The organism is Vibrio renipiscarius, from assembly GCF_000827885.1.
Lineage (GTDB): Bacteria > Pseudomonadota > Gammaproteobacteria > Enterobacterales > Vibrionaceae > Vibrio > Vibrio renipiscarius.
Window position 1 is genome coordinate 837,284 of the sequence record NZ_JTKH01000006.1, and the last position, 25,576, is coordinate 862,859.

At 44.9% G+C, this 25,576-nt stretch carries 18 protein-coding genes; 15 read left to right on the forward strand and 3 right to left on the reverse strand.

The genetic code is table 11. The features are described 5' to 3' along the window. Window positions 1–2 precede the first annotated feature (2 nt). From OJ16_RS06940 to OJ16_RS06950, 3 genes are all read left to right on the forward strand, one after another. Complete coding sequence (locus OJ16_RS06940; RefSeq protein WP_040988685.1) at window positions 3–1,454, forward strand: sigma-54-dependent transcriptional regulator; 1,452 nt, start codon at window positions 3–5, stop codon at window positions 1,452–1,454. Beyond that, window positions 1,444–3,492 carry a sensor histidine kinase gene (locus OJ16_RS06945; protein WP_040988687.1) on the forward strand — a complete coding sequence of 683 codons (2,049 nt, stop codon included), beginning with the start codon at window positions 1,444–1,446 and terminating at the stop codon, window positions 3,490–3,492. The genes OJ16_RS06940 and OJ16_RS06945 overlap by 11 nt, the downstream gene beginning before the upstream one ends. A 347-nt stretch (window positions 3,493–3,839) precedes the next feature. Continuing rightward, a complete protein-coding gene (locus OJ16_RS06950; protein WP_040988689.1) occupies window positions 3,840–6,695 on the forward strand; it encodes a M66 family metalloprotease in 2,856 nt (951 codons plus the stop codon). Window positions 6,696–6,767: 72 nt separating this feature from the next. Here OJ16_RS06950 and OJ16_RS06955 read toward each other — a convergent pair whose 3' ends face one another. Both OJ16_RS06955 and OJ16_RS06960 read right to left on the reverse strand, forming a co-directional pair. Then, window positions 6,768–7,646: a mechanosensitive ion channel family protein gene (locus OJ16_RS06955; RefSeq protein ID WP_040988691.1), complete on the reverse strand. Its 879-nt coding sequence runs from the start codon at window positions 7,644–7,646 to the stop codon at window positions 6,768–6,770. 1 nt (window position 7,647) lies between these two features. Then, entirely contained in the window at window positions 7,648–9,993 is a 2,346-nt protein-coding gene (locus tag OJ16_RS06960; protein ID WP_040988692.1) for an ATP-binding protein, read from the reverse strand. A gap of 714 nt (window positions 9,994–10,707) precedes the next feature. Between OJ16_RS06960 and OJ16_RS06970 the strand changes: the two genes are divergently transcribed. Then, on the forward strand, window positions 10,708–12,300 hold the full coding sequence (locus tag OJ16_RS06970; RefSeq protein ID WP_039949489.1) for an ABC-F family ATPase: 1,593 nt from the start codon (window positions 10,708–10,710) through the stop codon (window positions 12,298–12,300). A gap of 370 nt (window positions 12,301–12,670) precedes the next feature. Beyond that, a complete protein-coding gene (locus OJ16_RS20260) occupies window positions 12,671–13,222 on the forward strand; it encodes a prepilin-type N-terminal cleavage/methylation domain-containing protein (RefSeq protein WP_040988699.1) in 552 nt (183 codons plus the stop codon). A gap of 147 nt (window positions 13,223–13,369) precedes the next feature. Here OJ16_RS20260 and OJ16_RS06980 read toward each other — a convergent pair whose 3' ends face one another. Continuing rightward, window positions 13,370–14,209, reverse strand: coding sequence for a formate dehydrogenase accessory sulfurtransferase FdhD (locus OJ16_RS06980; protein WP_040988701.1), 840 nt, complete (start codon window positions 14,207–14,209; stop codon window positions 13,370–13,372). Window positions 14,210–14,618: 409 nt separating this feature from the next. Between OJ16_RS06980 and OJ16_RS06985 the strand changes: the two genes are divergently transcribed. From OJ16_RS06985 to OJ16_RS07030, 10 genes are all read left to right on the forward strand, one after another. Beyond that, entirely contained in the window at window positions 14,619–15,068 is a 450-nt protein-coding gene (locus tag OJ16_RS06985; RefSeq protein WP_040988703.1) for a DUF3305 domain-containing protein, read from the forward strand. After that, a complete protein-coding gene (locus tag OJ16_RS06990) occupies window positions 15,058–15,756 on the forward strand; it encodes a DUF3306 domain-containing protein (RefSeq protein ID WP_052810311.1) in 699 nt (232 codons plus the stop codon). The genes OJ16_RS06985 and OJ16_RS06990 overlap by 11 nt, the downstream gene beginning before the upstream one ends. A 418-nt stretch (window positions 15,757–16,174) precedes the next feature. Then, window positions 16,175–17,836 carry a 4Fe-4S dicluster domain-containing protein gene (locus OJ16_RS06995; protein WP_040988705.1) on the forward strand — a complete coding sequence of 554 codons (1,662 nt, stop codon included), beginning with the start codon at window positions 16,175–16,177 and terminating at the stop codon, window positions 17,834–17,836. A gap of 9 nt (window positions 17,837–17,845) precedes the next feature. Further along, a complete protein-coding gene (locus OJ16_RS07000; protein WP_040988707.1) occupies window positions 17,846–18,472 on the forward strand; it encodes a TorD/DmsD family molecular chaperone in 627 nt (208 codons plus the stop codon). Between the two features lie 61 nt (window positions 18,473–18,533). Beyond that, complete coding sequence (locus tag OJ16_RS07005; RefSeq protein ID WP_040988709.1) at window positions 18,534–18,731, forward strand: twin-arginine translocation signal domain-containing protein; 198 nt, start codon at window positions 18,534–18,536, stop codon at window positions 18,729–18,731. A gap of 15 nt (window positions 18,732–18,746) precedes the next feature. Continuing rightward, a complete protein-coding gene (locus tag OJ16_RS07010; RefSeq protein WP_040988711.1) occupies window positions 18,747–21,602 on the forward strand; it encodes a formate dehydrogenase subunit alpha in 2,856 nt (951 codons plus the stop codon). Between the two features lie 11 nt (window positions 21,603–21,613). Then, complete coding sequence (fdh3B, locus tag OJ16_RS07015) at window positions 21,614–22,222, forward strand: formate dehydrogenase FDH3 subunit beta (RefSeq protein WP_040988713.1); 609 nt, start codon at window positions 21,614–21,616, stop codon at window positions 22,220–22,222. A 14-nt stretch (window positions 22,223–22,236) separates the two neighbouring features. Further along, complete coding sequence (locus tag OJ16_RS07020) at window positions 22,237–23,292, forward strand: formate dehydrogenase subunit gamma (protein ID WP_040988714.1); 1,056 nt, start codon at window positions 22,237–22,239, stop codon at window positions 23,290–23,292. Then, window positions 23,276–23,692: a hypothetical protein gene (locus OJ16_RS07025; RefSeq protein WP_040988716.1), complete on the forward strand. Its 417-nt coding sequence runs from the start codon at window positions 23,276–23,278 to the stop codon at window positions 23,690–23,692. Before OJ16_RS07020 ends, OJ16_RS07025 begins: the two co-directional genes overlap by 17 nt. A gap of 307 nt (window positions 23,693–23,999) precedes the next feature. Continuing rightward, on the forward strand, window positions 24,000–25,439 hold the full coding sequence (locus OJ16_RS07030; RefSeq protein WP_040988718.1) for an OmpA family protein: 1,440 nt from the start codon (window positions 24,000–24,002) through the stop codon (window positions 25,437–25,439). Window positions 25,440–25,576: the final 137 nt, after the last annotated feature.

Below are 25,576 nucleotides of genomic sequence, written 5' to 3' on the forward strand. Positions count from 1 at the left end.
TCATGTCTACTTCTTTAGATGCAAACAAACTCTCTCAATATCAAGCATTTTCCGTTCTCGTTGTCGATGACGAAGCTGGTATGCAAGCGATTTTAAAAAAAGCGCTCAGTAAATGGTTTTCTAAAGTGGATACGGCCGGCAGCATTGAGCAAGCGGAAACGTTACGAATCGCCAATCATTATGATCTTATTATTCTAGACATTAATCTACCCGGACGTTCAGGCATTGAGTGGGAAGAAGCCTTTAATGACGAAGAGCGCAGAGCCGATGTGATTTTCATGACTGGCTACGCTGATCTAGAAACGGCGATTTCTGCCCTCAAGCTAGGGGCAACAGACTTTATTCTCAAGCCCTTCAACCTAAGCCAGATGTTGCAGTCCGTAGAGCGCTGCATGGACAAGCGACTGAATGAACGCTTGCAGTATGCCTTGCACCGTGATGTTAAACGCCATATCGCGACCGAAATTGCGGGAACGTCTGATAAAACTCGTCAACTGAAACAACTTATCAGCCAGTTTGCACCATCACGTGCTTCGGTGTTGATTGAGGGGGAATCCGGCACGGGTAAAGAGCTGGTGGCACGCGGTGTACACGAGGCCAGTGGTCGTAAAGGGCCATTTGTCCCGATTAACTGTGGCGCGATTGCGCCTGAATTACTCGAAAGCGAACTGTTCGGTCATACCATGGGAGCGTTTACTGGCGCGAAAAAGAGCCGTGAAGGTTTGTTCCGCGTTGCGAGTGGCGGCACTCTGTTTTTGGATGAAATCGGGGAAATGCCGTTAGCGATGCAATCTGCGTTGCTGCGTGTTCTTGAGCAACGAACGATTCGTCCGGTAGGCGGAGAGAAAGAAGTGAGTGTGGATGTGCGCGTCGTCGCTGCAACCAACCGTAATTTGCAAGAAGAAGTCAAATGCGGGCGCTTCCGAGAAGATTTGTTTTATCGCCTTAATGTGCTGAAAATTGATGTGGCGCCACTGCGTGAACGCAAATCGGATTTATGCGAACTCGTGCCATACTTCACCAAGATGCTTTCGATTGAACTGGGTATTTCCGACCCAAAATGGGCGCATGAAGACATCGAAGCGATGCAAAATTACAGTTGGCCAGGCAATATTCGTGAGCTCAAAAACTTGATTGAGCGCTGCATTTTATTGGCAAAGCCACCAGCACATTATTGGCGAGAGCTCGCGGGCGTTCAAGAGAGTCCGAGTATTTCGGTGTCTGAACCTGCTGACATCGAAGTAAACACTGTTTCTGAACCAGAAAGCAGTGCTGGCAAAGGCTATCCAAACACTTGGTCTTTAAAAGAAGTTGAAAAATCCCATATTCAACAATTGGTCGAATTTCACGACGGTAATAAGTCTGCAGCTTCACGTGATTTGGGCGTTGCACGTAAAACCTTAGAACGAAAATTTAAAGAGTGGGAAGCAGAGGACATGGACTATGGCCAATAACGGCGGCGCGTCTCGCACCGGTTTGATCGCAAAGTGGCGTTATCGCTTTAAGAGTATGGTGCGTTATCGGTTGATGATTTTAACATCGGCACCGATTTTCTTAACCTTACTCGCGCTGATTGGCATCACCATTTATTGGTCGATTCATTACACCTGGCAGAGCGCACTGCTTGATGTGTCGGAGCGCTTGGGTGTTGCAAATAACAGCATCGAATTGATCCAACAAAAACAGGCTAATCATGTCGAGGCGTTTGCTGAATCTTATGATTTTCGTATTCAGCTAGAAACAAACCAGAATGATGCTGAACTTCAGCAGTGGATATCCCAACAGAAAAAACGCTACAACTTAGATTTTCTTTGTTTGCATCGTGTGGGTGACACGAATCATCATTTCCGCTATTTCGACGTCGCTCAAAGTGAGTCGTTTTTTGATGTGCTTTCAGAACAAGAGCTCGACTCACTCGACAGCGATTTATCAAAACGTGCTCAAGTGCCTATTTTAGAAAGCCAAGCGGTTGAAAACCGTGGCTTGGTGAGCCGAACCGTGATTCCCGTGGAAGATAACAACGGTCAATTAGTCGGGTATCTGGATGGGGGGTTATTACTGAATAACAGTACGGTATTAGTCGACCAAATTCGCGACCTTATTTATTCAAGTCGTGAAGACAGTTTGCGCCCGATCGGCACGTTAACGTTATTCTTAGACGATTTGCGTGTCAGCACCAATGTGCCGCTCGATAGTAGTGGCGGCTTGGGCCGTGCGATTGGTACGCCAGTATCTGACGTTGTAAGAGACGCGGTATTAGTTGAAGGCCAGCAATGGGTTAACCGAGCTTATGTGTATGATGCTTGGTACATTACCGCTTATGAACCCATTCGAGATCGTGAAAACAATGTCATTGGCATGCTCTATACCGGTTATTTGATTTGGCCGTTTCTCAAGGCGTATATCACCAACATTGCTGAAATTAGTATCACCACTGTGTTCTTACTGTTGGTCTCAGGTTTAATGGTGTATCGAGGCTCGCGTGACTTGTTTAACCCGATCGAACACATTCACCGCGTGGTCAAAATGATTCAACTCGGAAAAGACACCCGTATTGGGCCACTTGGCTTAGATGATGAACATGAATTAGCCCAGTTGGCGAAGCAGTTTGACAATATGTTGGATCTACTACGTCAGCGAAAAAATGAGCTGAAGAATGCCGCGGTTGAATTGGAAGAGAAGATCCAACAGCGTACCGCGAGTCTTGAAGAGAAAACCACGGAACTTGAATTGCATATTCAGCTGTTGCATCAAACCCGTGACAAGCTGGTGGTGCATGAGAAACTGGCGGCGTTAGGGGAGTTAACGGCGGGTATTGCGCATGAAATTAACAACCCAAGTGCTGTGATCCTAGGCAATGTGGAATTGATCCAATTTGAATTGGGCGAAGAGTCAGAGCGTGTCAAAGATGAGTTGGAAGCGATTCACGCTCAGATAGATCGCATCCGCAATATTACGCGCAGTTTGCTGCAATACAGTCGCAAAGGCGGGGTTCAAGATGAGATTACTTGGCAGCATGTGAATCCTATCGTTGAAGAGAGCATCACCCTGGTTAAGACGGGCAGTAAAAAACGAGATATCGAGTTCGTGACCGATCTTCAAGCGCATACCTCGGTCGAAATTAATCGCAATCAATTGCTGCAAATTTTAGTTAACCTTCAAATGAATGCGATTCACGCCATGCAAGGAAAAGGCCGCTTGACGGTGAAGAGTGAAGATTGGCAAGAAGACGGTGAAGCGAAAGGCGCGCTGATTCATATTGAAGATCAAGGCTGCGGAATTAAACCTGAAAATCTAAAACGTATTTTCTCGCCATTTTATACCACAAAGCGAGAAGGTACTGGTTTGGGTCTGTCGGTGTCACAAAGTATCCTTAGCCAAACTGGCGGTGAGCTTACGGCGACCTCGGAGTGGGGACAAGGCAGTTGTTTTACTATTCGATTGCCGAATAAAGCCGAAACGCATTTATTGGTTTCAACGCGCAGTCAATAAAGCCGATTGGATGGGCTAACCCAGTGATAAAGCACCTCAAAGAGGTGCTTTTTTTATGTCCTCGTTATGCGTTACGCAGAGGTTGCTTGAAGAATAATCTGCTGATTTATGTTAGGGAAACCATTCGTGGGTGATATGTATTTTTACAAAATTATTTATCCTGACAATAAATCACTTATTTAAACATTGGTTAACAATCATTTGGAATAAAGATCAAAATTAATAAAACTCTCAATAGCGTGTGATCCAGAAAACCCATTACCATTCCCGTAAAAGGGGCCCCTTTTAGTATCTGCTTGTGCGTTTTTATGACCACAAGTGAACAATAATTAGAATAGAGATGAGATATGAAAAAGAGCATATTGGGTCTGGTTGTCGCTTCAGTGCTTGCCAGTAATGCGCACGCAGCAGAGCTAACGTTAGAGCAAGCCAGCGCGCAAATTATGACAAAAATGGAAGAGCTTGCGACATTGGCGGCGGTAGAAGAAAACGTTGTTGAAGAAGGGGACTATCGTTATTTGAAATACAAAGGTAAGCAATTACGCATCAACTACGACGGTAATGTGATGTTTGACCTTTTTGATATTGAATCTGAGTTTGAAACCGTCTTCGATTTTATTCCTAAGCATTGGGATTACTGGGGTTATGCTGGCGGTTTTGACCTTTTCCCTGAGGGTTACGAAAATACCGAAGTTAACGCAGAAAAATGCACCTTTGCGCTTTATGCCGCCGCTCGTGGTTCAAAAGATAATCAAGGGAACTACGTTTGGGAGCGCCCTCTAACCACAAATCTTGATGCTTCTGAATGTCCTTCTATTGTTCAAAAACCATCGATCTTCTTTAACACCAATCAACTTGGCAACATGCTGACGGGTGAGTTGTCGGGCGCGGTTCTTTTTGCTCAAGCTCATATTGTACCGGGCAAGTCAGTGAGCGATGAAAAACGCATGCACCTTGTGGGTGAGCGCAAGACCAAGGTTATGTTTAAGCCAGATGTTGCGTTTGAAGCTCGTAGCCTAGTGACGCTAACGGCAAAAGACAAACAAGGCGCTGTATTGGGTTCGCTTGATATGAATGCGCCTGATTTACTGGCGCGCAACGTGTTAGCCATTCCTGAGATAGCCAATCAAGAGATTGATTTTAGCTATGATGAAAGTGCCATTTTTAGTGTACGAGAAGTGTCGAGCGCTGCCATTGCAGCCGCACTTGTTGACCATGATGTGGTTAAGCTAAATACATGGAATGGTCATTGGATTCGAGACTTTGCTTTAGAGCAAAATAACCCAGAGCTGAACGGTAAAACCGTTATCTTCCAATCGAGTGCGGGTTACAACTCAAACGTCAGTTATTACCAAGACCGTGTTCGTACCATTGTGAACGGCAGCACGACGGTGTTTAAAAACGTCAATGGTGCTTGGGTACTAGAAGACGATCTCATCTTTAATGATATTGGCTACGCCGATGGCTATTGGTCGGCGGATCTGCCTAAAGCATGGTTAGCCCCAGGCTTAAGCCTGACATTGAGCAATGAGGGTAAATCGGGTGACTTAACCGGCATCAAGGTGGGTGCGCCAACAGAATTGCTGATGCATACCATTGATGTTGGCATGCTGGTGGAACCGCGTGGACGTTTTGATTTCCAGACAGACAAACAAGCGCAGCAAGAATATTTTGAAACCGCGCCACTCAGTAAAATGATTGTTAGTGAGTATGAGCCAGTACATTTAGTTGAAGTGATGCTACCAGATGGCACGTTGCTGACCGATCACGATCCAAGTGATGGCGGTTGGCATGGTGGTACGATGCGTCAACGTATTGGTAAAGAGCTGTTCTCTATCGGCATCAATAATGCGAACTACGGCATCCATTCAACGGCGGGTGTCGGTGAGGGCGAAAACCCTTATCTTGCAGCGCAGTTAACCGCTCATAATGCACGTGGCCTCTATGCGAATGGTGTACAAATGCATGGGGGTTCAGGTGGTGCGGGCATGGTAACGCTAGATAGCTCAATCGGTAACGAATTTAGCCATGAAGTCGGCCACAATTACGGCTTGGGCCATTATCCTGGTGGGTTTGAAGGTTCAATTCACAAACCGGCGAACATGAGTAACTCAACATGGGGTTGGGATTCTTCACGCGATGTGTTTATTCCAAACTTTGCACCACAGAAAAATGGTGTAGAAAGCTGTTTAGACGGTCAATGCGTACCGGCATTCAATGACATGTTTAGTTTTGGTAGTGACGCGATGGCGGGTGGTTGGGCAATGTATAACCAACAACGCTTTACCATGTATACCCCTTATTCGATGTCTTTTATTCAGAAAAACCTTGAAAGCAAAGCGGTGTTTGATCAAACGTCTTCCACCGGTTTTAAAAAGTGGAATGAAGCAACCGAAACCATGGATGAATACACACATCGTGTCGAGCATCTAGAAGTCACCACGGTTGCGCCATGGGAGGCAAATGCAGAGCATATTGCAACGCTATTAGCCAATTTCGATAAGGTCGATCTCTCAACATGGAATGGCCATTGGGCTCGTGATATGTCGGTACCTGCGGCAAGTCGCGACAACCAAGGTAAGATCTTCACGTTTAACTCTGATGCCGGTTACAGCTCACACTTAACCATTAATGGTGCGTCAATGGTGGTGCCTTACGGCAGTCGTTTGGTGTTTGTTTCTGATGGTCAAACCTGGGTGAAAGGGGCGAGCTTTGAGCAATATCAAGCGATCAAACCAAATCAATTTGGTGTGCCGGTGACAACACTTGTTGGTTACTACGATCCGTCGAAACAACTTGATAGCTATATCTTCCCGGCATTACATGGTTCATACGGCTACGTTTACGCAGATGATTCGGTGAATCTCGCCGCTAACTGTGCTTTGGAAGTCGAAATGGCGAATGGTGATGTTGATACGTACGCACTGAAGAATAACCGCCGTAATGCGGACAATATGAACAAGTTCCACATTAACGTCGCACGTGCTGATAATCCGAAAACAGCCAGCGTGATCTGTGATGGTGAAGTGTTGGATACTTTAACGATTGCAGCACCCACTCTGGATCCTGTTTACACCGTACAAGGCGGTGATGAGCAAGTGAAAGCGTTCGCGATGCCGGTGAAATCGGCTCTACCACGTGTACTAGCTACGCGTTATGCACCAGAGAAATGCGATCATCCTGACGGTGAACATAACCATTAATCGTGACAAATAAATCAAACCCATAATGAAAAAGCGCCGAATAAGGCGCTTTTTTGTATCGAGAGATCGTGTTTAACTGGCGTTAACCGCGATCTTCGGCGGATTGATGTTGTGTTTTCTGAACTCTTTCATTACGCGCAAGGTAATGTCGGTTTCAAACAATTTCTCGTAAGCAGTATCAACAACATAAGCTTTACAGGTTAACTGAATTGCTAGGTAATTGTCGGTGATGGTTTGCTTAACTAATACGGTAACTGGTTTAGGCAAGTGGATATAACGACTTGAAGACGCCGCTTCCTGTATTAAATCACGGGCGAGGGTAATGTCTTCATTCATACCGATGTAAAACGGGATGACGACCTGCATATCCAATGCGCCGTAGTTACCACTGACCACCACTTCATTCAAGAATTTGTTGTTTGGGATGGTAATTATGTCATCCGTCAGTGTGCGCATGCGCACTGAACGCAAACCGATAGTGATGATATCACCATAGTTGCCCTCAAATGTGACGCGGTCACCAACTTGGAATGGTCTGTCGATCATAACGGTGATGCCGGCAATAAACGATGCGGCCAAGTCTTTTAAGGCGAAACCCACCGATACCGCAAGCGTACCACCAATCAACGCGAGTATTTGGTCGTTGATGCGAAAGCTCATCATAAACACGACAATACCGGTACTCATGTAAATAAAGAACTGAGTAAAGGATTGCAGTTTTTGTAATAGCATTCGATATTGAACGAATTGACTACCAAAACTTTCAACCATCGAGCTCATGAACTTGAGCAATAGCCACGCGCCAGCGATGACAAATAAAGAGAAGAAGACACCACTCCAACGAACCAGACTGGCAATCTTAGAAATGTTTTCTACATTAGCGATTTCTTCCGTAGCAAAACACGGTAAGGCAGCAAAGCCAATAAACAGTAGGATTATTAATCTTTTCATACTACTTCACCAAAAGATGTTGACGGTCGAGAACGTTCGTAATGTGACGGAACCAGTGATCAGAAACACGCGCTTGATCTTCACTCCACTCAATGTAACCACGGCTTTGGAAGTAGCGCAGAATGCCCGTGATTTCCGCAATACTCAGCTGAGTACAATCGGACAGAATTTCTGGCGAGGCGATCTCAAGTTGTACGATAGAGCGCAGAACCGCCAGCATCGGCTTTGGCATATTCTCTAGCTCTTGCGATTCAGGCGCATGGAATAGGCGCACGACCGCTTGATCGGTTTCTTTGTTGCGATTGATTGATAAACGGAAGAAGCGCAATGCCACCGTCGGGTTACCATCTGAGTAATGCCAAAGAATGCGGTAGAAGCCTTGTTTCGCACGCTCTTCTTCGCTCATCTCATCTTGGTCCCACTGCTTTGGTACGACCAAACCTTCAAACGACAACGGTTTTTCAAGTTCTTTATTGATGCGGCTATTCAGCAGTTCCCCAATCTGTTTTTCATTCCAGCGAGGAAGGAAGCACACCAAATCAAACAATAAGCGTTCACCGCGCGCGCGGTCGACAAAACGCCAGCTCGATTTCACAATCGACAATACGACGCGATGGTTCTTTTTCGAGCGACGTAATAGATTCGTCACACGAATCAAATCACTCAGACCACCCACCATTGGCTTCACTAAGCGGTGCGCATTATCGATCGCAATCAAGTATGTCGTTTCGCTCTTACGCAAATACGCCAAGATTTGAATCTCGCTCGATTCCTCATCAAGGCCAAGGCTAAGCGCAAGTTGCGCCAACAAACCTGAATAACCCGAGTAAGGGCAGTTTAGATAAATAGGCTCAGCGTTAGACACTTTGTTCAACATGCTGTTCAGCAGGGTTGTTGACCCGATACCGCGCTCACCCGATACCACACAAATAGCAGGGTTATCAGACATCAGGTAACGAGATAATTGCTTTACTTCTTCTGTCGCGTAATTGATCAACTCGCTATCCATGCTGCCTGGCAACACGTATTCGAAAACTTGCTCACCTTTAATGCGCACAAGATGATGCTGACATTTATCAATATCAGATTGCTTCGCGACTTCAATACGGAATAAGTACGCCAGCGCTTGGCTGAATAACGTTGAACGTGACAACAATGCCATCAATCGATGCTTGGCACTTTCCATGGTTAACCAAGTGATACCAATTGCCGTCGCAGCGATATTGACGATAACCGTGTTTTGACGATTGATCGCCCAAGTGACCCAAACAGGACGCTCAGAATAGTCACTGAGTGACTGAAACACTTTTTCACGCCATAGACGTAAAATAGAAATCGTCACCAATACGAACCACAAGAACAGCGCACTGTAGATCCAACTGTAAATGGTCCCTTTACCTAAGGTTCGAATCGAAATTTGCATGATCACGCCAGCAATAATGATGCTCCAAACGTAACGACGAATTGTCGATAGACGCAAAGCAATCACCGCGCGCGATGAAGAGCGGCTGTTGCGGTAGGCAAATTCCAAGATAAAGCTAATGGCGATAGAGCCACCCAAAACCCACCAAGTGAAAATCTCAAGGAAGATCAAATGCTGCAAGCTCGGGATTTGAGAAAGCACACGTAAGGAAAGTGTAATGGCGATTAACCATGCAATGGCACGATGCGCGCGGCTGATGTACCAAACAATACGCACCCAAAATGGCGGTTTGTTGTTGTTCTCTAGCTGGCTAACGCGGAAGAGATCAATCAGGCGCTTACTGTTGGTTAGCCACCAAACCAAACCAAAATAGATAAACAACACTTTAATCGCGGCCCAAATAACAGGGATTGGCGAAATAAAGATGTCTTTAATCAGCGCTTTAAAGCTACGAAATTGAAAATAAGCGATGTACTCAGCATTCAGTTTTGTGAGCTGCCATTCTTGCTTAAATTGCGTTACACCATACGGGCCAAAGCCAGTCAAACGGTCACGGTTTGCCGGGTTGGTTAAGGCTAAAAGCGCTTCTTTGCTTTGGTTTAAACTGGTCAGCGTAAAATAGCTGTTTTGCACATCTGCCCAGGTTTGTGGTGTTCCATCTTCACGATGGGCCACTAATTGCTGATCAAATGTCGCGATCTGCTCACGCTGAACGCGCAAAACCTTTGCCAGCAAGATATTGACTTGGCGTTTATCTCTGCTGGACATAAACAGTGGCTCAGGGATCGCTGAAATTTGTTGAGCAATCTCGTCCGCGACGGGTGAACGTTGAGGTTGAGACTGAAAGCCGTAATCATTGTTCGCAAGTGCTGGCAAAGTGACCACCAGACTGACAAACAATAAGAAGCGTAAATAGAAACGCATAGTGATCTCTTAAATTAATTATCTAGGAATTATTGTAGTTGTTTTAACGGAATAGGCGCTTCCGCTAGACAAATGAGGGGGACGGATTTTATTGGCTAACCATAGATAAATGTCAGAGCAATGTCAGGAAAGTGGCGTGACATTGGTGATTCATTCGCGAATAAATCACGCTATCCCCGAACAAATTGAAGAGACACCAGGTAGGCGACAAGCGAACAAGCCCTCAGAACAAAAGTCTCACCACGAAAGCCTCATCACATGGCTGCGCTATATGATGCGGTTTGAGAGTGCCAGTCAACGCCTCTGCAAATTCGAGTAGGACGGGTATATAGCCTGTGCTGGTGGTCATGAAGATGAGGCGAGGCTCGTTATGTTCCGTCGGATATTTATCTCGCTGAAATTCGGCAAAGATACCTAGGTTAACAGAATGCCTAATCGCGCTTAATTGCGCCCAATTGCGAAAGCCGCGCATCAACGACACGAAATTTGAATTTAGTGCCACAATATAAAGACGACATTTAAGCGGTGCGCTTGGCTTTTTTGTGCGGCGTTTGAGGTAAAACAACGCGCTTCACGTGATTGCCTTCTTTTAATGCTTCATTAAAGAACGCTCTTACTCCTAAATACAGGGAAACTGAAATCAACACTTGCAGTTAGCTGACTTTATAAGTAACGTGGCGCGGTTTTTTGACTAATTATATTAGGATACAGGTTTTGATCTCCACAGCGAATATCACCATGCAGTTTGGCGCTAAGCCACTTTTTGAAAACATCTCGGTTAAGTTTGGCGAGGGGAACCGTTACGGTCTTATCGGCGCGAACGGCTGTGGTAAATCGACCTTTATGAAAATCCTGAGCGGCGAGCTAGAGCAAAGCGCAGGTAACGTAAGCTACGATCCAAACGAGCGCGTAGCAAAACTAAACCAGGATCAGTTCGCTTACGAAGAATTCACCGTAATCGACACGGTTATCATGGGTTACAAAGAGCTTTGGGCTGTTAAGCAAGAACGCGATCGTATCTACTCTCTACCAGAAATGAGTGAAGAAGATGGTATGAAAGTGGCGGATCTAGAAGTTGAATTCGCAGAAATGGACGGCTACATGGCTGAGTCTAAAGCGGGTGAGCTTCTTCTAGCGGTAGGTATTCCACTAGAGCAGCACTTCGGTCTAATGAGCGAAGTAGCACCAGGTTGGAAACTGCGTGTGCTATTGGCACAGGTTCTATTTGCAGACCCGCACATCATGCTACTAGACGAACCAACGAACAACTTGGACATGGACACAATCGGCTGGTTGGAAGATACACTAAACCAACGTAACTGCACCATGATCATCATCTCGCATGACCGTCACTTCCTAAACTCAGTATGTACCCACATGGCTGACTTGGATTACGGCGAACTGCGCGTTTACCCAGGTAACTACGATGAGTACATGACAGCGGCAACGCAAGCTCGTACTCGTCTACTGTCTGACAACGCGAAGAAAAAAGCACAGATTGCTGAACTGCAAACGTTCGTTGCACGTTTCTCTGCTAACGCATCGAAAGCAAAACAAGCAACATCACGTGCAAAACAGATTGATAAGATTCAACTTGATGAAGTTAAAGCATCAAGCCGTCAAAACCCATTCATTCGTTTTGAACAGTCTAAAGAGCTATTCCGTAACGCACTGAACGTAGAAGGTTTGACTCAAGGCTTTGATCAAGATCTATTCAGCAACTTTGATGCGATTTTCGAAGTAGGTGAGCGTGTTGCAATCATCGGTGAGAACGGTGTGGGTAAAACAACACTATTGAACACACTTGCGGGTGTACTAGAGCCACGCAGCGGTGAGTTCAAATGGTCTGAAAACGCAAACATCGGTTACTACGCGCAAGACCACGCCCATGATTTTGCTGAAGATCTAAACCTAACCGATTGGATGGGTCAATGGCGTCAAGAAGGCGACGACGAGCAAGTGGTTCGTGGTTTCCTTGGTCGTATGCTGTTTGGTCAAGATGATATTAAGAAGTCAGTTAAAGTTCTGTCTGGTGGTGAGCAAGGTCGTATGTTGCTTGGTAAGCTAATGATGCACAAACCAAACATGCTGCTAATGGATGAACCAACCAACCACATGGATATGGAATCGATTGAAGCGCTAAACACGGCTCTTGAAGAATACAAAGGCACTTTGTTCTTCGTATCGCACGACCGTATCTTCGTAGACTCGCTAGCAACGCGTATCCTTGAGATTCGTGATGGTAAGATCCACGATTTCCGTGGTACTTATGCTGAATACCAAAAACACCGTGGGATCGATGCATAATCTAGCTTTACGACGCTAGACTCTCATTTCACTGCTTTTTTGTTTTTAAGCGGTAAAATGAATAAAAACCCCGAATTAGAATTACTAACTCGGGGTTTTTGTTTATCTGATGCATAGATATTTATAATTAGTGAATCACACATGCGGTTTAGCCATTCTTGACCGTCACAGCTTGCTCAATCACGATAAAAGACATTTTTTCCATATTCCCAACCTAACTCTCAGTTCCATTATCAATTTCAGCCATAATTTGGGTGAAGATCTTGTTGTCAAAATTTAATCTATGCGTATAGTCAAAATTACGACGGCGCTAGTTGAGTGAAATTTGTTCATTTGCTGTTGATTTAATTATGATTTTTAAGGTGATGAGATGCGAACAAAAGGTTTTACGTTAATAGAATTGGTTATAGTGATCGTTATTCTAGGTATCTTGTCGATTATCGCTGCACCACGTTTTCTCAATATGAGTACGGATGCTAAAAATACGGGTTTAATGTCTCTAGAAGGCGCGATTGAATCGGGGTTGAAATTAGGTCTCATGAAAATGACCAATGCCGGATTGGAAAAAGAGCCGTATGCCTCCAACCAATCAGAAGATGAACGCTACCCATCAATGTCACTGCCATTTGATGGGTGTGAAATAGGTGGAAGCGATCGCTGTGTATTTAGTTATGGAACGCCTTATGAACATAATATGCTAACGAAACTGGTTTCCAACTTAGGTCATGGCAATGGCGATGAAGATTGGGTTCTGGCTATCTCAGACGAGGTTGGTGCAGTGCATATTACTTGGTCATGGAATGTGACGGGTAGGGAAACAGATGGCGCAAAGGATCTCAAAGAAGACAATTGTTACTTAACGTATTACTCTGCTCAATCCTTAGAGCAGCCCGCTCGAGTCACCAGAACGGAATGTTTATAGACTGAAAGGACTCCGACTGAAAGAGACTTAGAGAGTTGATACGTAAAAATGGAATAGTAAAAAGGATCGACAAACATCGATCCTTTTTTCGTTACGCATTGTACTAAATCACAAGCGTCTAAATCACAAACGTCTTTGTTCGTACGCTTAATCCGTTGAGGTTTTATCTGCGCCTTTAACGTCAAAGGTAATTTTATCCGCCCCGGTAAAGACTTGGAATCGCAATCCTTTCGCGCGAGCAATGGTGGTGATACCAAATTTCTGTGCAAGGTCTAATCCCATTTGGGTAACACCTGAGCGAGAAAGCAAGACAGGAATCCCCATCTGCGCGACTTTAATCACCATTTCAGAGGTTAGACGACCTGTGGTGTAGAAAATCTTACCATCACCATTCTCTTCGTTAACCCACATTTCACCGGCTAATGTATCAACGGCATTATGACGGCCAACATCTTCGACAAACGACAGCACTTGGTCACCGTGACAAATAGCACAACCATGTACCGCACCTGCTTTCTTATAGGTGTCGTTATAATGGGTTAATGCTTCAAGAGCCGTATAAATTTCAGATTGTTTAATTGGCGTCTGCGGTACTTGATAGTTTTCAAGCTGCTTCATGACATTGCCGTACATCGTGCCTTGGCCACAACCGGAGGTAACGGTTTTTTTCTTCAGCGCCGTTTCAATGTGTTCGGTATTCTCTTTGGTAATGACGGCGGCACTATTGGTTTCCCAATCGATAATCACAGACTCTAACGCGGCAGGATCAGCTAAGAAGCTTTGATTTTTTAAATAACCCAATACCAGCGACTCAGGGCGAGAACCAAGCGTCATGAGTGTGACGACTTCGCGCCAATTCAACATAACGGTAAGAGGGCGCTCACAGGCGATTTGCTTGGTCAGCTTCTCTCCATATTCATCAAACACTTCTACTTCGATGGTTTGTAGTGGGTTTTCACTGGTTTTAATTATATTTGGTTTAACCACGGTCGTTCCTATCGCTAATCACTGCTTGGTACTCTTAAGCGAAGCCAGAGACCAACCAGTAGAATGAAAATGTGTACATGGGTTCGCACTATGTATGGATATGTATCTCGCGACTCATCGAAATGAAACGCTATCACAGGGTACGACTTAAGCATTAAGCAATTACCGTACCTCTATTTAAGCCTGCTAATTGCAAAGCATTAAACCGACGATCTATTATTAGTATTGACGAGAATGCATCAGATGAAAGGCGAATCACTTGAAATGACGCTCTCTATTGTCAATGACCACAGATATAGCGGAAGGGAATCACAAGGAATGGTGCCTTCGTCGTGCCGATATTCATAGTGGGAACAAATATTGCTTAAACATCGTGTAAGCAGGCAGTATAACGAAAAAAAGGTGAACTATGTCCATTTTAACGCTTGAAAAAACCGATGACATTTGGCCCATTGAATGTGACTTGGTCGCTCGTGAAATTAAAACGGGTATGTGGACAACCACACAGCAGGAGTTGAATGGGTTTAATATTAAACCTGAACAGCAAAGCGAGCACTTAACGCTACTCCAACTGCATCGTGATGAGCGCACGGACTATCGATTTAACCTTAGCTCTCAGCAACCGAAGTTATTCCTGATTCTCGATAACTTCAATGGCAATGAAAATGTCAGTGTTGTGACACTGACTGCTTCTCAAAGCGTTGCCGCGCAATATATGGATGGTGATTACCTTGTATTGTCGAATGACATTCCTCTCCCCATTCAAGCGTGGATGGAAGCCTTCATTGGTCGTCATGGCGAACTGTTAGAAACAAGACGAAAAAAACGTAAAGGTGCAGGGCGTTCAAATGGCAACTAATTTCTTTAGCCGCTGGTCTAAGCGCAAACTTGAAAATGAAACGGTTGAATTGACCACCGCGCAAGATGTTGAAGAACAATCGCTTACAGACCATACCATACCAGCACCGCAAGCAGATAATTCAACGGATGCCGTATTAACGAGTCCTGAGCCCCTAGAGATAGAGAGCGCAGAAACATCGTTAGAAGAGAGCAATGAGGAAACCGTTGCTACCGAGACAGAAGCAGAGACGCAAGATCCTGAAAAAATGTCTCTGGCGAATCTATTGGTGTCTCAAGTCGAAGAGAGTGCGAAGAAAGCGGCCATGCGTAAATTATTTATGTCGGATGAATTTAATATTCGTGATGGCTTAGATGATTATGACGATGACTACAGTAATCTCAAAAATCTATCACAAGGTGTCGCAGAAACCTTACGTGAATGGGTGAATGAAAAACCGGAAGAGACCGAAGAATCGCTGACAGAGACAGGAGCAACCGAAGTCGCCCCAGTCGCTGAGACATCAGAAACTGACAATCAAGATGCAGACTCTTCAGAAGACGAAACGCAAGCAACGAACACGAACGACGATACCAACGCAGAAGATCCAATTGCAACGGAAGCCGCAATGCCTCTTGCTGCGGCTGAAAACAGCGGTGGCGAAACGGATGCTTGTGATGCTGACGCGGTAGATCATCAGCCTAGATAGCTATGTAGCGACTAGAGATGTAGGTAATTAGCGATATAAGTAAACACGTAGATAGCCATATCGATAAACATGTCGATAAACACATTAGATCATCAATCGGTGTCATAAGACTGTCGCTCAATCGTGTGAAACAACGCGTAAAAGATCACCGTTACCCTTGTGGGATAAAGGCTAGAAAAGAATTGGGACAAAATATACCACACTGAAAATAGGTACATTTTGACTAAATATATGAAAATCCGAGTGGGACAATTTGTCTCATTCGGTTTTTTTTATCTACCTACACCACAAAATAACGTTTAAGTAATTGATAATATTTAAAATAAAAGTTGGTACGGCATTTGCTATTAGTATTGCAGAGACGATTTCGTCGATAAAACGAAGTTAAATTCATCCGGTTAAGCCCTGGAATCGAGCGATGCTAAAACAACTATTAGAACAAGCAACAACTTCAAACGGTAAAGCAAGACTTTACGCATTTGAAAACACCGTCGAGCTAACTAATTTAATCCCACCAACGGTGAGCTACGAGAGTGGCGGTAATACACTTATCGTTGGCCCAACGACCATCATAGAAAGTGCGGCGCAACAATTGTCGCAAATGAATAGCCTAACGCTTCTTTCTACCGATGGCGAGAAAGGGACTCACGCACAACTGTATTTTGCAAACACCGTGGAAGTAACGGGTTTTCTAGGTACATTTGAAGTGACGATCGAAAATAATCTTACTCGCAGTAACCTTGCTGAAGTGGCGATTGGTCATGATTGTTTTGATGTGGTTTTGGATCTTTGTTTAAACAGTTGTATGAACGAAGAAGTTCCGGTTCCTGGTTACTATCCTGTTGGTCGTGGCTATCCAAAGCTTGCCGATGCACTGGAAGAAATTCCAACATTAATGGGCACCTTTGATAAACCAAAATTTTTCCGCCTTGATACCGATCTTTGTGCACACAGTTCTCGTGGCGTAAAAGGTTGTGAGCGTTGCGTTGATGCATGTCCAGCGGGCGCATTAACCAGTCAAGGTGATGATAAAAGTGGTCACCATATCGAAATCAATCCATACCTTTGTCAGGGTGTGGGAACGTGTGCCACTGCATGTCCGACAGAAGCGATTCATTACGCTTTGCCAAATCCTGATGACACTCAAAAATTTATCGAACGTACGCTCGCGAATTATGAACAGGCGGGCGGTCTTGATCCTATCGTGTTGATTTGCAGTTCTCGTCATGAAAGCTACAACGTTATGGCTCTGAAAGCACTTCCAGACAATGTTATTCCGGTAGTGGTGGAAGAACTGCCTTCTATTGGTATTGATACTTGGTTTGCCGCGTTAGTGAATGGCGCGACGCAAGTACTGTTTGCGGCTAGTCGCTTTATGCCGCCAACGATCATTCGTATCTTGAATAACGAAGTGTCAATGGCTCAAGAGCTACTAAGTCACTTAGGCATTCAAAAAGAGTGTATCGATATCCTTTATCTTGAATCACTGCGTGAAGGTCCTCCAACACTGTGTACTGATTCATTTGATCTCGCTCTAGGGGATTTAGAAGGCAATAAGCGTCAACGTCTATTTACGGCACTGGATGCTTTGGCTATTTCTCGTATTCCGGTTGATAACATTGTTGAACTGTCCGCAAGCGCGCCATACGGCAGCGTGGAATGTGAAAGTAAAGATTGTACGTTGTGCATGAGTTGTGTCGCGGTTTGTCCAACACGTGCACTGCATACCGATGGTCAATCACCATCACTTCAATTTGTTGAACAAGACTGTATTCAATGTGGTTTATGTGTCAAAGCGTGTCCTGAAAAAGTACTAACGCTGACGCCTCGCATCAATTGGGATAAAGAGTCTCGTCAAAAAGCGACTATTATTCATCAAGAGAAAGCGGCGGAATGTACACGTTGTCACAAACCGTTTGCGCCTCAATCTATGATTGATATGTTGCAAGAGAAGTTACGCGGTCACTCTCATTTCAGTAATGAAGCTGCCGTTAACCGTATCGCTATGTGTGAAGACTGTCGTGTGATCGATATGTTTGAAAATATGACTGAAGATCCCACTAATCAATTGAAATATTAGGAGCTGTGCGTGGAAAATTTTAACGAACAACAATCACTACGCAGCGATATTTATCTTTTGATCGCGGCATTATTTCGTCAAGCACCGAGCGCTGCGCTGATCGATTTCCTATCAACGCTCGATGTTGAAGCAAGTGAAAGTGCGATGCAAAAAGCCTGGTTTGGCTTGAAAGAAGCGGCGCAAAATTCGGATCGCGAAGCATTAGAAGATGAATATCAAAATTTATTTATTGGTATTGGTCGTGGTGAAGCGGTTTTATTTGGTTCTTGGCACATGACGGGATCACTAATGGAAAAACCATTAGCCGATATTCGCCATGATCTTGAGCGACTTGGCTTCGAACGCGAAGCGCAAGTAAAAGAGCCAGAAGATCATATTTCTGCATTGTGTGAAGTGATGGCCATGCTAACCGAAGAAGACGCTGAGATTCAGCAAGCTTTCTTTAATAAGCATCTTGCCACGTGGTATGACGCATTTGCACAACAGGTAGAGACCGCAAAAAGTGCTGATTTCTATCGCTCGGCTGCCGCGCTACTACTCGCCTTCGGCACATTAGAACAAGTGCAGTTTAGTAAAAATACTAAAAGCAAAACGCATTTAAAAATTGATGTAAAAAACGTAACTGAGTACGAGTAATAACATCGATAAGAGGGGCGTTAAGCCCCCAAAAAAACTACCTAAGGGTAAGGAAGCAATAATGAAAGATAATAAAGATATTAATACAAGCCGCAGGGATCTCCTGAAAGGCTTTACGACTGCTGCCGTCGCTGGTGCCGTTGTCGCTGGTGTAAGCCAAGTGGCAACCGCAGCAGAGACTGTAGAAATTAAATCTGACGAAAAGAAGACGGGCTATCGTGAAACTCAGCATGTTCGCGATTATTACGACTCATTGTAATTTGGAGTTTAGCGCATGAAATTAGTAAAACGCTCCGATACGGTGAGCAAAGAGCAAAATCAACTTGGTGTATCACGTCGTACGTTCATGAAGAATTCTTCATTAGCGGCTGGTGGCGCGGTAGTTGGCGCAAGTTTATTTGCACCAGGTATGATGAAAAAAGCAGAAGCAAAGACAGTTGACCCTGAAGCAAAAGTTGAGCAGAAACGTACGATCTGTTCACACTGCTCGGTGGGCTGTGGTGTGTATGCAGAAGTTCAAAATGGTGTTTGGACTGACCAAGAACCGGCATTTGACCACCCATTTAATGCTGGTGGCCACTGTGCAAAAGGCGCAGCATTGCGTGAGCACGGCCATGGTGAACGTCGTCTTAAATACCCAATGAAGCTTGAAAACGGTAAGTGGAAAAAGCTTTCTTGGGAAGTCGCACTAGAAGAAATCAGTCAGCAAGCGCTGAAGATTCGCGAAGAATCTGGCCCTGATTCAGTGTACTTCTTAGGCAGTGCAAAGCACAACAACGAGCAAGCTTACCTGTATCGTAAAATGGCGTCGCTTTGGGGTACCAACAACGTTGACCACCAAGCGCGTATTTGTCACTCAACCACAGTAGCCGGTGTTGCAAACACTTGGGGTTACGGTGCGATGACAAACTCATTTAATGATATGCATAACTGTAAATCGATGCTTTTCATCGGTTCAAACCCAGCAGAAGCGCACCCAGTTGCGATGCAGCATATCTTGATCGCGAAAGAGAAGAATAACTGTAAGATCGTTGTTGCTGATCCACGTCGCACACGCACGGCAGCAAAAGCTGACCACTACGTAGCGCTTCGTCCTGGTACTGATGTGGCGTTCATTTGGGGCGTGCTATGGCATGTATTTGCCAACAACTGGGAAGATAAAGAGTTTATCTACCAACGCGTATTTGGTATGGATGAGATCCGTGCTGAAGTAGCAAAATGGACACCGGCAGAAGTTGAACGTGTAACTGGCGTTGCTGAAGCGCAAGTTTTTGAAACGGCGAAACTGCTTTCTGAAAACCGTCCAGGTTGTGTTGTTTGGTGTATGGGTGGTACTCAACATACAACCGGTAACAACAATACACGTGCTTACTGTGTGCTTGAACTTGCACTTGGTAACATGGGTAAATCAGGCGGTGGCGCAAACATTTTCCGTGGTCACGATAACGTACAGGGCGCAACAGACCTTGGCGTACTTTCTGACACGCTTCCAGGTTACTACGGCCTATCAGAAGGCGCTTGGCGTCACTGGTCGAAGGTTTGGGATCTAGATTACAACTGGGTTCATGGCCGATTCGATCACACCGCTTACGCAGGTCAAAAGCCAATGAACAGCGCAGGTATTCCTGTTTCTCGTTGGGTTGATGGCGTTCTAGAGAACAAAGACAAGATTCGTCAACGCGAAAACATTCGCGCCATGTTCTACTGGGGTCATGCGGTAAACTCTCAGACCCGTGGTCCTGAGATGAAAAAAGCGATGCAGAAATTGGATATGATGGTTATTGTTGACCCATACCCAACGGTTGCCGCGGTCATGAACGATCGTACCGATGGCGTTTACCTGCTTCCAGCAACGACTCAGTTTGAAACGCACGGCAGTGTGACGGCATCAAACCGTTCAATCCAATGGCGTGATCAAGTTATCCAACCGTTGTTTGATTCTAAACCTGACCATGAAATCATGTACCTGCTTTCACAAAAGCTAGGCATTTCTGATCAGCTGTTTAAGAACATCAAAGTTGAGAACAACCAGCCGGTTATTGAAGATATTACCCGTGAATTCAACAAGGGTATGTGGACAATCGGTTACACAGGTCAAAGCCCTGAGCGCTTGAAAGAGCACCAACAAAACTGGCATACATTCGACTTCACAACACTTGAAGGTGTTGGTGGTCCTGCGAATGGTGAGACTTACGGTCTGCCGTGGCCATGTTGGGGTACGCCTGAGATGAAGCACCCTGGCACGCACATTCTTTACGACACGTCGAAGACGGTTGCAGAGGGTGGCGGTAACTTCCGTACGCGTTTCGGTGTTGAGTTTGAAGGTCAAAGCCTACTTGCGGTTGACAGCTACTCAAAAGGCTGTGAGATCAAAGATGGTTACCCAGAATTCACTGATAAGCTCATTAAACAGCTAGGTTGGTGGGATGATCTAACAGCAGAAGAAAAAGCCTCTGCTGAAGGTAAAAACTGGAAGACCGATCTATCGGGTGGTATCCAACGCGTAGCTATTAAGCACGGTTGTATCCCATTTGGTAACGCAAAAGCGCGTGCCATTGTATGGACGTTCCCGGACCGTGTTCCTCTACACCGTGAACCGTTGTACACACCGCGTCGTGATCTTCTTGCTGAATATTCAACGTGGGACGATAAAGAATCGATTTTCCGTGTACCAACATTGTACAAATCAATCCAAGAACAAGATAAGTCGAAAGAGTACCCGATTATTCTGACTTCTGGCCGCTTGGTTGAGTACGAAGGTGGTGGTGAAGAAACGCGTTCTAACCCATGGCTTGCAGAGCTTCAACAAGAGATGTTTGTTGAAATTAACCTAAAAGACGCAAACGATCTTGGCATCAAAGATGCTGATGATGTTTGGGTTGAAGGTGCAGAGAAAGGCCGTATTAAAGTGAAAGCAATGGTGACATCACGCGTAATGCCTGGTCTTGCATTCTTGCCATTCCACTTTGGTGGTCGATTCGAAGGTGAGAGTCTTCTTGATAAATATCCAGAAGGTTCAGCACCTTACGTAATCGGTGAGGCAGCTAATACTGCAACCACTTACGGTTATGACCCTGTTACTTTGATGCAAGAAACCAAAGTGACTCTCTGTAATATTCGCAAAGCGTAAGGATTCCCAAAATGGCTAGAATGAAATTCCTTTGTGACACCAAACGCTGTATTGAATGTAACGGTTGTGTCACGGCATGTAAGAATGCAAATACTGAAGCGGTGCCATGGGGCATTCAACGTCGTCGCGTTGTGACCCTGAATGATGGTGAGCCAGGTGAAAACTCAATCTCTGTAGCATGTATGCACTGTTCAGATGCGCCTTGTATGGCGGTTTGTCCAGCAGACTGTTTCGAGCACACAGAAGACGGCATCGTATTACACAATAAAGATCTTTGTATCGGTTGTGGTTACTGTCTATTTGCTTGCCCATTTGGTGCGCCTCAATTCCCTAAACAAGAAGCGTTTGGTGAACGTGGCAAAATGGACAAATGTACTTTCTGTGCAGGTGGTCCAAACACCGAACCGGGTTCAGAGAAAGAGCGCATGCTTTACGGTTCTAACCGTATTGCGGAAGGCAAACTGCCAATGTGTGCTTCACTATGTTCAACCAAAGCACTACTTGCTGGCGATGCTGAGAAAATTTCAGACATCTTCCGTCAACGTGTGGTTGAACGCGGTGCGAAAAATGCGGGTTGGACAGACGGCAACGATCTTTCTTACGACGCAACTAAAAGTTAACTCTGGAGAGAGATATGACCCCTCTATTTAAACGTCTATCTCTTGTTGTGCTGCCATTTTTGGCAGCACTGGCAATGGCTCTATCGCTGCCTGCGGCAGCAAAAGAGTCAGCGCCAGTAGATCAAACAGAGATGACACAACTAGCCGGTGCTGATTTTTGGCAAGAAGTACGTGCAGGTGAGGCAGGGTATACCACCTCTAAATCACCAGAGCATGGCGTATTGATCAGTACCCCTGGCGCAACATGGTATGTGCTGAAAGAGAAGTGGATGTCGCCAGCCGGTGCCGTCGCTATTTTCGGTAGTATTGCGATGGTGATCATGGCTTACGTTTTCGTAGGTCCATTGATGCTGAGCAAACCTCGTACCGGTAAAAAGATGAAGCGCTGGTCGCGTCTGGATCGAGCACTACACTGGAGCATGGCATTTACCTTTTTGTCACTGGCATTTAGTGGTTTGATGCTGGTTTACGGTAAGCACTTCTTGAAGCCATATGTACCTAGTGAGTTCTGGGGTTTTGTCATTATGTTGGCAAAACAGTTCCATAACTATGTTGGTCCACTGTTTTTCGTGCTTTTAGCGTTCGTTTTGCTTAAGTGGTGGCGTAAATCCATCCCGAATATGACAGACATCCGCTGGTTCATGAAAATGGGCGGCATGATGGGTAAACATAAAGGTACGCATCCTTCTGCTGGTTTCTCTAACGGTGGTGAGAAAGCGATTTACTGGTTGCTTATCGTCTTCGGTGCGGTTGTTGCGCTGAGTGGATTGGTTCTTGATTTCCCTATCTTCGGTCAAACACGCCGTGATATGGAAATTTCTAATCTCGTTCACATGCTATCGGCTTTGATTTTGATCTGTGGCTTTATCTTCCACATCTATATCGGTTTGTTCGGTATGGAAGGGGCGTTAGAAGGCATGGTTACTGGCGAAGTAGATGAAACTTGGGCAAAAGAACACCACGATCTTTGGTATGCTGAAGTGAAATCAAATGAAGCGATGCCTGAAGCAACGGCGGAACAATCTAACGGATTAGAGAAAGGAGCGAAGAGCGATGAACAAGCATCATAATGGTATTTGGGTCGCGTATTTTCTGAGCTTTTTAACGCCGTTTACGTTTTTGGTTTCGGGTGTTTTAGCCATAATCTATGCCGGTTATCGTTTAGATAAAAATGAAGATAGTGAAGTGATTAATTCACATTACTATGGTCTGATCCGTAACTTCTTTCTTTTCTTGACGTTTTTTGTGGTGTTGATTGTTACCGTCGCAACGACCAATGGCGTTTTATCCGGCATTGAAGATTACTGGTACCACAGTAACTTACTGGATAAGATCGCTTACGGCATTCCTATTTTCGGGATGGTATTGGCCGTGTTGGCTATTCTGGTTTGGTTTAAACGCATGCTACAAGGCATGCGCCAGCTAAGAAATAATCAGCTACATCGTCCATCGACAGGTCCAAACCTGTAGACACGATTTATCAAATTGCCTAAGCCAGTCATTCGTGACTGGCTTTTTTTATGGATGAAATATGAGAGAAAGTGCATTTATGGTCCTTTCTGTGTCGATAAACAACAAAACTCACCGTTTAGTCCAATTGAAATCCATGACTGCATGACAAATACTGCCGCACAATGCACGCACAATGCATTAACTCAAGCGCAGGAAACAACCATCAATAGCAGCCAAAAATTTTAAACATGGTGTCAGTGTCTGTCGCTCAAACTGAGTGGCATCTTGTCTCCAATTGAATGGAAACGTTAATAAAGGAATAGGGATGAAAAAGTTTGCCTTACTAGGCCGTTCAGTGATCATGTCAGTCGGGTTGTTGTCTTCATATACAATAACAGCGAGAGATAATTTGTTTTCGCCATTACCAGATTCTAAGGTCGCGGAACAATCACTGCGGCATTTTTCGCCTTATTGGTTAGTGAACGGCATTGCTGGCAATAAGCCTCAATCGATAGTAGTAAAAGGCAAAGTTCGTCGACTCAACTATCAACTCTCGCCAAGTTATCTCCCCGAGCATGCGGTGAATAATTACGTATCTCAGTTAGAAAAGCATGGTGCTGAACTGCTGTTTCATTGCAATAAAGATCAATGTGGAAACTGGGATAAATTGCAGAAAATGGTCGGCCCGCTCAATAAGTTATCCGAGCGCAACCCATCACTGGTGACCGCAAAGTTAACAAGCGATACGAAAAGTATGTATGTCTCTGTTTATGCGACGAACTGGAAGAATGGTATGAACGTTCAACTTGATGTGGTTGAAGTTATTGAAGAACCCTTAGATTTAGTCGAAATAGACTCGACATTTCTTCGTTCTAACGTCAAACAGGTTTCCTATACAAATCAATCCCATAAAGATAAAAAGGGCGCCAGTGATCACCCTATGATTCAACGTTTACCGGGCGCGTATATATGGGAATATAAACAATTTGGTTTTAAGCAAACGCCTATCGCATTAGGAAAAAACCTCAATGTTGAGCAACGTAAGGGAAAAGTAACGTCGATTGGATATCACTTACCACGTACTTATTCTGAGTATGAAGTCGATGCCAATTATAAAGCGGCATTTGAGAAGCTTGGCTTTGAATTGCAGGCATCATGTTCTGGACGTGAGTGCGGCAATGAAAAACGTTTTGTCGAAAAAATTCAATCGGTCGTCTACAACGGGAATGAGAAGAGTCAAAGATATCGATTTTACACCTTGAAACGAGAAGAAGGTGATGTACATGGTTTAGTTTACGTCATCGGCTATAAAGGCGCGCTCTGGGCAGAGGTTCGACTCATCGAAGAAACGGCTTTAGTGGATGACCGCGTCGAGATTGATCTTGATGGATTAATTAACGGCATCGACCAAAATGGTTACGTCGCATTAGATGGATTGCTGTTTAAGTTCGATAGTGACGAAATGCTTCCAGAGGCAACGCCCGTTTTGAATGTATTGACTGAATACTTAAAAGGTAACCCAAAAGGTTTGTTTTATGTGGTTGGGCATACCGATGACAAAGGAACACAGCAATACAATTCCGCGCTATCAGAGCGACGAGCAAAAGCGGTGGTTAATGCACTTGTCAATCAACACCGTATTCCCAAAGGGCAATTGACCGCAAAAGGTATGGGCGAGTTTTCTCCCGTTGCGAACAATAGTCATGAACAGGGGCAAAAACAAAATCGCCGCGTAGAACTGGTATTACGATCCGATAATAAGTAATCGTTGCCATTTTAGCGGTACCAAAATCGTGGACGAAGGGCGGCGCAATGCCGCTCTTTTGTTTGTATTGTGTCATTAGGGGAATCTTTGGCCTGTTCCTGCTCTCAAAATTTTACTTTCCTAGGCCCTCGTACGAC

Bases quoted from the DNA above. Each gene is read 5' to 3' on its own strand.
- OJ16_RS06955 (WP_040988691.1), bottom strand. From the start codon at position 7,646: ATGAAAAGATTAATAATCCTACTGTTTATTGGCTTTGCTGCCTTACCG.
- OJ16_RS07025 (WP_040988716.1), top strand. From the start codon at position 23,276: ATGAACAAGCATCATAATGGTATTTGGGTCGCGTATTTTCTGAGCTTT.
- OJ16_RS06990 (WP_052810311.1), top strand. From the start codon at position 15,058: ATGGCAACTAATTTCTTTAGCCGCTGGTCTAAGCGCAAACTTGAAAAT.
- OJ16_RS07005 (WP_040988709.1), top strand. From the start codon at position 18,534: ATGAAAGATAATAAAGATATTAATACAAGCCGCAGGGATCTCCTGAAA.
- OJ16_RS07010 (WP_040988711.1), top strand. From the start codon at position 18,747: ATGAAATTAGTAAAACGCTCCGATACGGTGAGCAAAGAGCAAAATCAA.
- OJ16_RS20260 (WP_040988699.1), top strand. From the start codon at position 12,671: ATGCGAACAAAAGGTTTTACGTTAATAGAATTGGTTATAGTGATCGTT.
- OJ16_RS07030 (WP_040988718.1), top strand. From the start codon at position 24,000: ATGAAAAAGTTTGCCTTACTAGGCCGTTCAGTGATCATGTCAGTCGGG.
- OJ16_RS07020 (WP_040988714.1), top strand. From the start codon at position 22,237: ATGACCCCTCTATTTAAACGTCTATCTCTTGTTGTGCTGCCATTTTTG.
- OJ16_RS06995 (WP_040988705.1), top strand. From the start codon at position 16,175: ATGCTAAAACAACTATTAGAACAAGCAACAACTTCAAACGGTAAAGCA.
- OJ16_RS06940 (WP_040988685.1), top strand. From the start codon at position 3: ATGTCTACTTCTTTAGATGCAAACAAACTCTCTCAATATCAAGCATTT.
- fdh3B (WP_040988713.1), top strand. From the start codon at position 21,614: ATGGCTAGAATGAAATTCCTTTGTGACACCAAACGCTGTATTGAATGT.
- OJ16_RS06960 (WP_040988692.1), bottom strand. From the start codon at position 9,993: ATGCGTTTCTATTTACGCTTCTTATTGTTTGTCAGTCTGGTGGTCACT.
- OJ16_RS06985 (WP_040988703.1), top strand. From the start codon at position 14,619: ATGTCCATTTTAACGCTTGAAAAAACCGATGACATTTGGCCCATTGAA.
- OJ16_RS06950 (WP_040988689.1), top strand. From the start codon at position 3,840: ATGAAAAAGAGCATATTGGGTCTGGTTGTCGCTTCAGTGCTTGCCAGT.
- OJ16_RS06945 (WP_040988687.1), top strand. From the start codon at position 1,444: ATGGCCAATAACGGCGGCGCGTCTCGCACCGGTTTGATCGCAAAGTGG.